Source organism: Microbacterium sp. (assembly GCF_031178525.1).
GTDB lineage: Bacteria > Actinomycetota > Actinomycetes > Actinomycetales > Microbacteriaceae > Microbacterium.
The window spans coordinates 1-11,645 of record NZ_JAPSJA010000066.1; the positions used below are offsets into that span (position 1 = coordinate 1).

The 11,645-nt window shown below is 70.5% G+C and carries 13 protein-coding genes; all 13 read right to left on the minus strand.

Annotated elements, in window-relative coordinates:
• The coding region (locus RIF89_RS06310) for a substrate-binding domain-containing protein (protein WP_309068285.1) at nucleotides 1-791 on the minus strand (791 nt) is incomplete at its 3' end.
• A gap of 41 nt (nucleotides 792-832) precedes the next feature.
• Nucleotides 833-2,182 carry a multiple monosaccharide ABC transporter permease gene (gene mmsB / locus RIF89_RS06315; RefSeq protein WP_309068286.1) on the minus strand — a complete coding sequence of 450 codons (1,350 nt, stop codon included), beginning with the start codon at nucleotides 2,180-2,182 and terminating at the stop codon, nucleotides 833-835.
• Nucleotides 2,179-3,729, minus strand: a complete 1,551-nt coding sequence (gene mmsA / locus RIF89_RS06320) for a multiple monosaccharide ABC transporter ATP-binding protein (protein WP_309068296.1) — start codon at nucleotides 3,727-3,729, stop codon at nucleotides 2,179-2,181. Before mmsA ends, mmsB begins: the two co-directional genes overlap by 4 nt.
• Before the next feature lie 131 nt (nucleotides 3,730-3,860).
• The gene (locus tag RIF89_RS06325; protein WP_309068287.1) at nucleotides 3,861-4,856 is read right to left on the minus strand and encodes a LacI family DNA-binding transcriptional regulator; all 996 of its coding nucleotides are present in this window, start codon (nucleotides 4,854-4,856) and stop codon (nucleotides 3,861-3,863) included.
• Between the two features lie 190 nt (nucleotides 4,857-5,046).
• Nucleotides 5,047-6,036 (minus strand): DUF2332 domain-containing protein, encoded by a 990-nt coding sequence (locus tag RIF89_RS06330; RefSeq protein ID WP_309068288.1) that lies wholly within the window; start codon nucleotides 6,034-6,036, stop codon nucleotides 5,047-5,049.
• Nucleotides 6,036-6,968: an ABC transporter substrate-binding protein gene (locus tag RIF89_RS06335; RefSeq protein ID WP_309068289.1), complete on the minus strand. Its 933-nt coding sequence runs from the start codon at nucleotides 6,966-6,968 to the stop codon at nucleotides 6,036-6,038. Before RIF89_RS06335 ends, RIF89_RS06330 begins: the two co-directional genes overlap by 1 nt.
• Nucleotides 6,969-6,999: 31 nt before the next feature.
• Nucleotides 7,000-7,716, minus strand: a complete 717-nt coding sequence (locus RIF89_RS06340) for an ABC transporter permease subunit (protein ID WP_309068290.1) — start codon at nucleotides 7,714-7,716, stop codon at nucleotides 7,000-7,002.
• The gene (locus tag RIF89_RS06345) at nucleotides 7,713-8,369 is read right to left on the minus strand and encodes an ABC transporter permease subunit (RefSeq protein ID WP_309068291.1); all 657 of its coding nucleotides are present in this window, start codon (nucleotides 8,367-8,369) and stop codon (nucleotides 7,713-7,715) included. Before RIF89_RS06345 ends, RIF89_RS06340 begins: the two co-directional genes overlap by 4 nt.
• The gene (locus tag RIF89_RS06350; RefSeq protein WP_309068292.1) at nucleotides 8,366-9,202 is read right to left on the minus strand and encodes an ATP-binding cassette domain-containing protein; all 837 of its coding nucleotides are present in this window, start codon (nucleotides 9,200-9,202) and stop codon (nucleotides 8,366-8,368) included. Before RIF89_RS06350 ends, RIF89_RS06345 begins: the two co-directional genes overlap by 4 nt.
• Before the next feature lie 9 nt (nucleotides 9,203-9,211).
• Nucleotides 9,212-9,526 carry a DUF427 domain-containing protein gene (locus RIF89_RS06355; RefSeq protein WP_309068293.1) on the minus strand — a complete coding sequence of 105 codons (315 nt, stop codon included), beginning with the start codon at nucleotides 9,524-9,526 and terminating at the stop codon, nucleotides 9,212-9,214.
• A gap of 70 nt (nucleotides 9,527-9,596) precedes the next feature.
• Nucleotides 9,597-10,529 (minus strand): 4-(cytidine 5'-diphospho)-2-C-methyl-D-erythritol kinase, encoded by a 933-nt coding sequence (locus RIF89_RS06360; protein ID WP_309068294.1) that lies wholly within the window; start codon nucleotides 10,527-10,529, stop codon nucleotides 9,597-9,599.
• A 63-nt stretch (nucleotides 10,530-10,592) separates the two neighbouring features.
• Complete coding sequence (gene rsmA, locus RIF89_RS06365; RefSeq protein ID WP_309068295.1) at nucleotides 10,593-11,444, minus strand: 16S rRNA (adenine(1518)-N(6)/adenine(1519)-N(6))-dimethyltransferase RsmA; 852 nt, start codon at nucleotides 11,442-11,444, stop codon at nucleotides 10,593-10,595.
• Nucleotides 11,445-11,474: 30 nt separating this feature from the next.
• Nucleotides 11,475-11,645, minus strand: a 171-nt coding sequence (locus RIF89_RS06370) for a TatD family hydrolase (RefSeq protein ID WP_309068297.1), incomplete at its 5' end; no start/stop codon positions are given.

Genomic DNA, 11,645 nt, shown 5'->3' on the forward strand with positions numbered 1-11,645 from the left:
GCCAGGGTGTCGTTCGGCGACAGCACGCCGTCGAGCTCCTTGTCGCCGTACGTCGACGTCAGGATGCCGTCCATGCGCTCCTGGGCGTTCTCGGCGAGCCAGCCCTGCGTGGCGGTCTGGCCGATCTCGGTCTGACCCGAGCCGACGACGAGGGTGCCGTCGTCGATCTTGGGCTGCAGGACGCTCATCGCGCCGTCGAAGAACACGGCCGCGTTCGCGTCGTCCGGCGAGCCCGAGAAGAGCTCGATGTTGTACGGAGCGTCGTGGCCGGCGTTCGCCTCGAGACCGTCCAGCAGGGCCTGACCCTGCAGCTCGCCGACCTTGAAGTTGTCGAAGGCCACGTAGTAGTCGACGGCCTCGGTGTTCTCGATCAGGCGGTCGTACGCGATCACGTACGCACCGGCGTCGCGGGCGGCCTCGACCTGCGTCGAGAGCTGCTTGCCGTCCTTCGCGCCGATGACGATGACCTTCGCGCCGGAGGTGACCATGGCCTGGATCTGGTTCTGCTGCTCGGCGACCGTGTTGCTCGCGGGCGCGTACTGCACGTCCGCCTGGAAGCCGGCGTCCTCGAGCCCCTGCGTGAACAGGTCGCCCGCGAGCACCCAGTTCTCGCTGGTCTTGTCGGGAAGCGCGATGCCGATGCGGGCGCCTTCCTCGAAGCCCGCGGGAGCCTCGGACTCACCCGGGGCAGCGCCGCCGCCGGTGTCGCCGCCGCGCTCCGAGGAGCAGCCGGCAAGACCGAGCGCCAGGACCGCGAAGGCCGCGGTGGCGGTGAGAGCGATCTTCTTCATGTGGTTGGTGTCACTTTCTGTGATCGGGACGAGAGCACGACTCACCTGCGAGCCGCGGTCTCTTTCTTTCCGGCCGCGTCCGCTGCGGCGGGAGTCGGGATGTCGCCGGAGAAGTCGGCGATGGCCTTGCGCCGGTTCATCAGGAATCCGATGACCGAGGGGCGGCCCTGCTGCTTGTTCCACACGTCGATGCCGACCGCGATCAGCAGCACGAGGCCCTTGATCATCGACACCTGCGAGGCGTCGACGCCGAGCAGCGACAGGCCGTTGTTGAGGAACGCCATCACGAGACCACCGATGATCGAGCCGATCACGGTGCCGATGCCGCCCGAGACCGCCGCGCCGCCGATGAACACCGAGGCGATGGCGTCGAGCTCCCAGCCGTTGCCGTCCTGCGGGCCGGAGGCCGTGGCGCGGGCGACATAGATCATGCCCGCGATCGAGGCCAGCACCGACATGTTCAGCATCACGAAGAAGTCGACCCAGCGGTCCTTCACGCCCGACAGGCGCGCCGCCTGCCGGTTGCCGCCGACCGCGTAGATGTGGCGACCGAACACCGTGCTGTTCGTGAGGAACGAGTACATGATCACGAGGACGAGCAGGATGATGCCCGACACCGGGAAGCTGGTGCCCTCGCGACCGGTCGCGAACATCCATCCGGCCCACAGGATCACGGCGGCGAGCAGCAGCATCTTCAGGACGCTGACCCACAGCGGCGCCTTGGCGGCGCCCATCTTGTTCTGGATGCGGCGCAGGCGCAGCTCGTTGAACACGATCCACGCGACGCCGAGGAGGGCCAGGATCATCGTGGGCACGTTGAACGGCAGCGGCACGGCGATCTCGGGCAGATAGCCGGCGCCGATGTAGACGAACTCGCGCGGGACCGCGACGGTCTGGGAGTCGCCGATCCACTGGTTCGCGCCGCGGAAGAAGAGCATGCCCGCGAGCGTCACGATGAACGCCGGCACCCCGACGTACGCGACCCAGAAGCCCTGCCACGCCCCGACCAGGACGCCCACGCCGAGACCCAGCAGGATCGCGAGCGGCCAGGGCAGGTTCCAGTCGGCCATCGACTTGGCGACGATGATGCCGGTGAAGGCCGCGACGGATCCGACCGACAGATCGATGTGACCCATGATGATCACCATCACCATGCCGATCGCCAGGATCAGGATGTACGAGTACTGGTTGACGACGTTGATCAGGTTGCCGCTCGAGAGCGTGAGCCCGGCGCCGCGGAAGACGAGCGTGAGCACCTGGAACAGCAGGATGATGACGATCAGCGCGCCGAGGATGCCGAACTGGCGCGTGACGGACTGTCCGCCGCCGAACATCGTGCGGATGTCGCTGAAGCGGAAGCCGCGGTTCTCGGTCTCGGTGGTGCTTGTCATGCGATCGCTTTCTGGCTCAGGGAGGTCATGCTGCGCATGAGCGCCTCGGGGGTCGCGTCTGCGGCGTCGAGGCAGTCGGTGATCCGCCCCTCGAACACGGTGTAGATCCGGTCGCTGATGCCGAGCAGCTCGGGAAGCTCGCTCGAGATCACGATCACGCCCTTGCCCGCCGCAGCGAGGTCGTTGATGATCTGGTAGATCTCGTACTTCGCCCCCACGTCGATGCCGCGCGTGGGCTCGTCGAGGATCAGCAGATCCGGATCCGTGAACATCCACTTGGCCAGCACGACCTTCTGCTGGTTGCCGCCCGACAGGGTCGAGACGCCCACGTCGACGCTCGGCGTCTTGATCCGCAGGGCCTGGCGGTACTCCTCCGCGATGCGGTGCTCGAGGCGCTCGTCGACGACGCCGCGCTGGGCGATCTTCGACAGCTTGGCCGAGACCGTCGAGCGCTTGATCGTGTCGAGCAGGTTGAGGCCCAGCACCTTGCGGTCCTCGCTGACGTACGCGAGGCCGTTGCGGATCGCGCTCGAGACGTCGGTCAGCTCGATCTCGCGGCCGTCCTTGACGATCGTGCCGGACACGTACTCGCCGTACGAGCGGCCGAAGATGCTCATCGCGAGCTCGGTGCGGCCCGCGCCCATGAGGCCCGCGATGCCGACGACCTCGCCACGGCGGACGTGCAGGCTGGAGCCCTTCACGACGAAGCGCTCCGACACCGTCGGGTGGCGCACGACCCAGTCCCGCACCTCGAAGAACACCTCGCCGGGGTGCGACTCGCGGTCGGGATAGCGGCTCTCGAGCGAGCGCCCCACCATGCCGCGGATGATCCGGTCCTCGTTGATCTCGCCCTTGGTGATGTCGAGCGTCTCGACCTTGCGGCCGTCGCGGATGATCGTGATCTCGTCCGCGATCTGCTCGATCTCGTTGAGCTTGTGGCTGATGATGATCGACGCGATCCCCCGGCCCTTCAGGCCGAGGATCAGGTCGAGCAGATGCTGCGAGTCGTCCTCGTTGAGCGCCGCCGTCGGCTCGTCGAGGATCAGCAGCTTGACGTCCTTGTTGAGGGCCTTCGCGATCTCGACGAGCTGCTGCTTGCCGACACCGAGCGCCTTGATCTGGGTGTCGGGGTCCTCTTCGAGACCCACGCGCGCGAGCAGCTCGACCGCCCGCATGCGCGCCTCGCGCCAGTCGATCGCGATGCCGGCGCGCACCTCGTTGCCGAGGAAGATGTTCTCGGTGATGGACAGCTCGGGGATGAGTGCGAGCTCCTGGTGGATGATCACGATGCCCGCCGACTCGCTCGCGCGGATGTCGCGGAAGCGCATCTCCTCGCCCCGGAGCAGGATGTCGCCCGTGTAGGAGCCGTAGGGGTACACGCCCGACAGCACCTTCATGAGCGTCGACTTGCCGGCGCCGTTCTCGCCGCAGATCGCGTGGATCTCGCCCGCCTGCACCGTGAGGCTGACGTGCGAGAGCGCCTTGACGCCCGGGAACTCCTTCGAGATGTCGCGCATCTCGAGGATGGGGGCGGACACCGCCGGCATGGCTGCCGTGTTGCTCACTTCGACCTCGCTGTCTGGATCACTCGGGTACCTCATCCGTGAGGTTTGTGACCGTTCACATCGGAGTACATCGTGCATCCCCTCGGGCGACATGTCAAGCGCGCCGGCGAACGTCAGCCGCGGCGGGGCGCCGCGCTCGATTCGCGCGCGAGCATGACCGGCTCCAGCGGGCCGAAAGCGGGCGTGTCCTCGCCGCGGATCTCGGCGAGGAGCAGCTCGACCGCGCGGCGACCGAGCTCCGGGAAGTCCTGGTGCACGGTGGTCAGCGGCGGCCACACGTGCGGCGCCACGGGGATGTCGTCGAAGCCGACGACGCTGACGTCCCTCGGCACCTCGAGCCCCGCGTCGCGGAAGCCATGCATGAGGCCGATCGCCATGAGGTCGTTCGCGGCGAACACCGCCGTGAAGTCACCGCGGCGCGCCAGCTCCTGGCCGGCGAAGTGGCCGAAGTCGGCCGTCCAGTCGCCCCGGATGGGCGCGATCGTCGGCAGATCCGCCTCCCGCAGGGCGTCGAGATAGCCGCGCATACGCGACTCGGCCTCGATCCAGTCCTGCGGGCCCGCGAGATGGATGATGTCTCGATGGCCGAGCGCGACGAGGTGCGCCGTCGCCAGCCGCGCCCCCTCGACCTGGTCGGCGGCGAGGGTCTCCCCCGTCGCTCCGGAGGCGGTCTGAAGGCTCACGAAGGGTACGTCGATGGCCATTCCCCGCAGGACATGGAACACCCGCACCTGCGGCGCGATGACGACGATGCCGGCGATCTGCTCGCGCACGAGCTGCCGCACGGCGGCGCCGATCGCCTCGGGCGTCGTGGCGGGGAGGTTCACGGTCGTGACCGCATAGCCCTCGACGCGGGCGGCCTCCTCGATCGTCGCGATGGACGACGCGGGTCCGAACTCGCCGATCGTCGCCGACATCACGCCGATCAGGTTCGAGCGGCTCGTGACGAGCGCGCGCGCGGCGAGATTCGGCCGGTAGTCGAGCACCGAGATCGCGTCGAGCACGCGCTGCTTCGTCTCGGGCCGGATGCTCGGATGATCGTTCAGGACGCGCGAAACGGTCTGGTGGGAGACGCCGGCCAAGCGCGCGACGTCGCGGATGCTCGGCATCCGCGCACGTTCCGTCGCCTGGTCCACGAATGCCCTCGCTCTTCTCCGGTCCCGCTTCAGCGCCAGCGCTGTCCCCGAGCCGCCCCGCCTCCGCGCGGCACCGGATGTGCACGTTCACACCCGGTGGCTTCATTATGCAGGGATCGTCTCGCCGACGCACACCGGTGACCCTGCAGCGGCGACCGTCCGGTCAGCGCAGCCAGCCGAGGGCGGCGCCGTGCTGGTCGGCGGACGCGACGGCGTCCCCGTCGAGGCCCAGCACGAGGTGGCCGGCGGGCACCTCGGCCACCAGCCCGGGCACGACGCCCGAGGCCTCCATGCTGACCCAGTGGCACCGGCCCTCCGCGACGCGCTCACGCATCGCGGCCTCGAAGTCACGGCGGTCTGACCCTTCGAGGTACATGATCACGGCGCTGTGCACCACGATCACCGCCGCGTCGGGCGCCTCCGCGTGCGCCCGGTCGATCAGGGCGTCCAGATCCCGCCGCAGGTCACCCGTCACGATGGGCGGGGGGTCGCGACGGGCCAGCTCCACGCCCGCGCGCAGACGAGCCAGGCGCTCGTGCTGCTCGGGCCACACGAGGGTCTCGAGCCAGCGCACCCGCTCGTCGTCGCGCACGTCGATCGGCGCGATGTCGAGCCCGCTGCGCCACGCCACCGCCGGCCTTTCGGCGGGCAGCGGCGCCGGGCCCGTGACGTCGCAGTCCAGCTCCGGATCATCCGGTCCGCCGATCGTGTGTTCGCCGTTCGGCGTGCGCCAGCGGTACGACCAGCGATCGGGAAGCAGGCACAGACCGGCCGACGGGCCGAGCTCGATCAGCGCGAGCGGGCGTCCCCCTGCCGCGAGCGTGAGCGCCGGCAGCAGCGTGGCGAGCCGCCGGGCCTCGTTCGTCTGCGTGGCGTGCGTCAGGATCGTGTCGCGGATCGCCACGCCCTCGCCGCCGAGCACGGCTGCACGGAAGCCCTCGTACGGGCCGGGCGCAGGCACGCCGTGCAGGCGCGCGGCCGCGAAGACCAGGTTCGGCTGACGCTTGACCGGGGGAAGCTCGCCCAGCCACGCGACGACCTCGTCGTCCTCCGCGACCGCGAGCGCCCACTGCGCGAACGTGTCGGACGCGCCGGCGGCGTACCGCGCGAACTCGCGGTACGCCGCTCGCACCTCGCCGTACAGCTCGAGCATCAGCCCAGGCCGTTGGCCTCGAGCCATTCGGCTGCGACGTCCTCGGGCGACCGCTGCTCGACGGTGTTCTGCACGTTCAGCCCCACGAGCCCCTCGGGCGTGAGCGCAGCGCTGATGGGATCGATCACGTCGGCGATCTCCTCGGCGATGTCGCTCGATGCGATCGGCACGACGTTCGAGGCGAGGATCAGACCCTCCGGGTCTTCCAGCGGCACGAGGTTCTCGGTCTCGATGCGCGGGTCGGCCGTGAAGACGTTCGCGACGTCGATCGTGCCGGCCAGCAGCTCCTCGACCGTGGTGTCACCCGTGGCCGAGAACTCGAGGTCGACCCCGTAGAGCTCCTTCGCCCCGGTCGGGCCGTACGGGCGCTCCTCGAGCTCAGGCGGGCCGCCCAGCGTGAGCGGGCCCTCGACGTCGGCGAGGTCGGCGATGGTGGTGAGCCCGTTCTCCTCGGCGAACTCCGCCGTGACGGTGTACGAGTCCTGGTCGCTGGCCGTCGACTGGTCGAGCGCCGTCAGCCCCTCCGGCAGCACCTCGGTGAGCGCCGCGTACACGTCGTCTGCCGTGCGCGCCTCGGTGCCGGCGTCGTAGAACTGCAGCAGGTTGCCCGTGTACTCGGGGAACAGGTCGACCTCGCCGCTCTCGAGCGACGGCAGGTAGGCGTCGCGCTGGCCGATGGAGAACTTCCGCTCGACCTCGAAGCCCGCACCCTCGAGCGCCTGCGCGTAGATCTCGGCGATGATCTCGTTCGAGGCGTACGCCTGCGATCCGACGACGATCGTCTCCGATCCGCCCGTCGTCTCCTCGCCCGCGGGCTCGCTCGGCTCCGCGAGGGGGTCGCTCGACCCGCATCCCGCCAGCACCAGCGCCAGTCCGGCGGCACCCGCCAGCGTCGCGCCGCGCATCCTCTTGGTCCAACCCACCGTGCTCATCACTGCGCCTTCCGTCGTCCTGGGCGAGAGCCTACGCGGTGGCGGGGACACCGGGACCGGTCCGCTTCCGATGCCGCGGTCCTTCGCGCAGATGTCGCGGCTGCGCGGCCCGCTGCAGCAGCGCGAACACGCCGTCGAGCACGAGCGCCAGCGCGGCCACGGCGAGCGCGCCGCCCAGCACCTGGTCGAATCGGCGCAGCGCGATCCCCTGGATGATGTCGTACCCCAAGCCGCCGAGGTTCACGTAGGCCGCGAGCGTCACGGTCGCGACCACCTGCAGCATTCCGGAGCGCAGCCCCGCCACGAGCAGAGGCAGCCCGAGCGGGGCCTCGATGCGCCACAGGATCTGCCACTCGGTCATCCCCTGCGCGCGCCCGGCATCGATCGTGCGCCGGTCGATCGCCTCGAGCCCCGCGTACGCGCCCGCGAGGATCGGCGGGATCGCCAGCAGCACGAAGGCGATCATCGCGGCCTCCGGCTTGCGCGTCACACCCATCAGGAGCACGAGCAGCAGGATGAGCCCGAACGACGGGATCGCGCGGGCGGCACCCGAGATCGCGACCGCGACCTCGCGGCCGCGGCCGGTGTGCCCGATCGCCCAGCCGGACGGGACCGCGATCGCGGCCGCGATGGCGACGGCCGCGAAGGTGTAGAAGAGGTGGACGAGCGCGGCCTCGGGCAGCGGGTGCGACCCGACCAGCCGCTCGGGCGAGAACAGCCACGCGAGGGCCTCCCGCAGCAGGTTCACGCGCGGCTCCCCTTCGCTCCTGACAGGCGCGCCCAGGGCAGCAGCAGGCGCCCGGCGAGCACGAGCAGCAGGTCGACGACGAGCGCGACGATCGCGACGGCCACGACGCCGGCGAAGATCTCCTCCACGATGCGCCGTTGGAAGCCGTTCGTGAACAGGTAGCCGAGGTTCGTGACGCCGATCAGGATGCCGACCGTGGCGAGGGCGACGGTGCTCACGGCCGCGACGCGCAGCCCGGCGAGGATGACGGGTCCCGCGAGCGGCAGCTCGACGCCCCAGAACCGCCGGCCGGCCCCGTAGCCCATCGCCACCGCCGCGAGGCGCACATCCCCGTCGACCGAGTCGAAGCCGTCGGCCACCGAGCGTACGAGGATCGCCACCGCGTAGATCGTCAGCGCGAGCACGAGGTTCAGCTCGCTCAGCGCGCTGATGCCGAACAGCACCGGCAGCAGCGGCAGCAGCGCGAGGGAGGGAAGCGTGTACAGCAGGCCCGTGATGGCGATCACCGGACCCCGCACGGCGCGCCAGCGGTGCGCGATCCACCCGAGCGGCAGCGACAGCACCAGACCCCAGACGATGGGCAGCAGGCTCTGCTGAAGGTGCTCGCCCGTCAGCGAGAGGATGAGACCGATGTTGTCGGCGACCCAGCTCATCCGCCGCCCTCCGCGCGCAGCACCCCCTGCACGCGACCGGATCCGTCGACGACCACCGTGCTGTCACCGGAGGTGCGCAGCGTCAGCTCACGCTTGCCGCCGGCGACACCGACGAAGTCGGCCACGAAGTCGTCGGCCGGCGCCGCGAGGATCTCTGCGGGGGTGCCGCGCTGCACGACCCGGCCGCCCGTCGCCAGGATCACGACCTCGTCGCCCAGCAGGAACGCCTCGTCGACGTCATGCGTGACGAACAGGATCGTCTTCCCGAGCTCCTGCTGCAGGCGCAGGAGCTCGTGCTGCAGTTCGCGGCGCACGATGGGGTCGACCGCGCCGAACGGCTCGTCCATCAGCAGGATGTTCGGATCCGCCGCGAGCGCCCGTGCGACGCCGACACGCTGCTGCTGGCCACCCGAGAGCTGCGACGGGTAACGGTTCGCCAGGCGCGCGTCGAGGCCGACCGTCTGCATCAGCTCGGCCGCGTGCTCGCGCGCCTGTTTCCGCGCCACGCCGTTCAGCACCGGCACGGTCGCGATGTTGTCGATCACGCGCACGTGCGGCAGCAGCCCTGCCTGCTGCATCACATAGCCGACGCCGCGGCGGAGCCTGACCGGATCCTTGTCGCGCACGTCCTCGTCGTCGATCAGCACGGCGCCCGACGTGGGGTCGACCATGCGGTTCACCATGCGCAGCAGCGTGGTCTTGCCGGATCCGGAGGACCCGAGCAGCACCACGGTGCGATGCGACGGCACGATCAGGCTGACGTCGTCGACCGCGACGGTCTCGCCGCGTCCGTCCGCGTAGGTCTTGCGGACGGACCGGAACTCGATGCCCACGCCGCCGGATCAGGCGACGATGCGGACGTCTTTGCCGAACGCCACGTAGCCCGAGAAGTCGACGCCGACGCGCTCGATCGCGCTGTGATGCGGGGTCGGGTAGCTCCAGGCCGCATCGACCGCCTCGTCGTGCACCTCGCCCTGGCTGTGGCGCAGGGTCCAGTACTGGCACTCGCCCTTCCAGGCGCACGTGTACGGGGTGGGACTCGCGTGGAACATCGATCGATCGAGCGTGTCCGGCGGGAAGTACCGGTTGCCCTCGATCATGACGATCCGATCGTCCGGGGATTCGGCCACGACGTGGTCCCGCCAGAGTGCGCGCATGCTGCGAGCGTAACCCCGCTCGGGGACATCCGGACAGGTGAAGGACGGATCGAGGCGGATCCCGGGATGGTCAGCCGACGATGCGCGCGCCGGGCACGGGACCGTGCGCGTGCAGCGCGCCGTGACCGGCCGCCTCGAGCGCGGTGCGCAGCTCGAGCGCATGCTCGGCCGACCGGCACAGGAAGGCGAGGGTCGGACCGGAACCCGACACGATGCCGGCCAGCGCGCCCGCCGACTCGCCCTCCTCCAGCACGGCGGCGAGATCGGGCCGCAGGCGCAGGGTGGCGACCTGCAGGTCGTTGCGCAGGGCGGCCGCGAGCATCGCGGCGTCGCCCGCGCGCAGCGCGTGCAGCACCTCGGCGTCGACCGACGGTCGCTGCACGACGGGGCCGATGTCGACCTTGTGACGCTCGCGATGCGCGTCGAGCTCGCCGTACACCTTGGGCGTCGACATTCCCTCTTCGCTCGTGACGAGCACCCAGTCGAACCGGCCGCGCGCGAGCGCGGGGTTCAGCAGGTCGCCGCGCCCCGTACCCACCGCGGTGCCGCCCTTGAGCGCGAACGGCACGTCGGCACCGAGCCGCGCGGCGAGGCGCTGCAGCTCGGGGCCCGTCAGGCGCGTGTCCCACAGCGCGTCGCAGGCGAGCAGCGCGGCGGCCGCATCCGCCGATCCGCCTCCCATGCCGCCCGCGACCGGCACCTGCTTGTGCACATCGAGGTGCACCCCGCCCTCGTAGCCGGTCTCGTCGGCGAGCAGCAGCGCCGCGCGCAGGGCGAGATTGCGGCGGTCGGTCGGCACGCCGTCGAGGTCGACCGTGCCGGAGATCGAGAGCGTGAACTCGTCGGACTGCGTGGCCACGACGTCCTCGTACAGCGACACGGCCTGGAACGCCGTCGCGAGCTCGTGGTAGCCGTCGCCCTGCAGCGCACCCACCTCGAGATAGACGTTGATCTTGCCCGGAGCGCGCACGCGCACGGAGGGGATCTCCTCGGCGAAGGTCACGTCGACTCGCTGCGCTCGCTCGATGCGACGCTGGCGCGCGCTCGCGGGGTGGGGATCACGTCTTCAGGCTATCTGCCCGATCGCGCGGGAGATCCGGACGAAGTCGTCGATCGCGAGCTCCTCGCCACGCGCGGTCGGCGCCACACCCGCCCGCTCGAGCACCTCGCTCGCCGTCGCGGCCGTGCCGCCGAGCACGGCCGCGAGCGCCTGACGGAGCATCTTGCGACGCTGCTGGAACGCCGCGTCGACGATGCGGAACGTCCGGAGCCGCTCGTCCTCGGTACCGCGCGGCTCGGGGTCGCGCTGGAAGGCGACGAGCACGCTGTCGACGTTCGGCACGGGCCAGAACACCTGCCGCGACACCGTGCCCGCGAGCCGCCAGGGCCCGTACCAGGCGGCCTTCACGCTCGGGGCCCCGTAGACCTTGCTGCCGGGCGGGGCGGCGAGGCGCTCGCCTACCTCGGCCTGCACCATCACGACGCCGCGCTCGAGTCGCGGGAACGTCTCCATGAAGTGCAGCAGCACGGGCACAGAAACGTTGTACGGCAGGTTCGCCACCAGCACGGTGGGGTCGCCCGGCAGCTCGGTCACACGCAGCGCGTCGGCGTCGACGACCGTGAGCGCGCCCTCGGAGACGCCGTGCTGCGCCGCGGTCTCGGGCAGCCGCTCGGCAAGCCGGTGGTCGATCTCGACCGCCGTCACCCGCGCGCCCGTCTCCAGGATCGCGAGCGTCAGGGATCCGAGCCCCGGTCCCACCTCGACGACCCTGTCGTCCTCGTCCACGCGCGCGACCTGCACGATCTTGCGGACCGTGTTGGCGTCGACGACGAAGTTCTGCCCCAGCTTCTTCGTGGGGGTGACGTCGAGCGACGCGGCGAGCGAGCGGATCTCGGTGGGCCCGAGCAGAGTGACCATCCGTCCATTGTCGCGGGTCGACGGGCCGCGTCAGAACTCGCCGTACACCTCGACGGTGTTGGCCGCGATGCGGACGCACAGCTCGTCGACGTCGAGGCCGAGCTCAGCGGCCATGAACCGCACCGTGACGGGAACGAGGTACGGCGCGTTGGGGCGGCCGCGGTGCGGCACGGGCGTGAGGAACGGCGCGTCGGTCTCGAC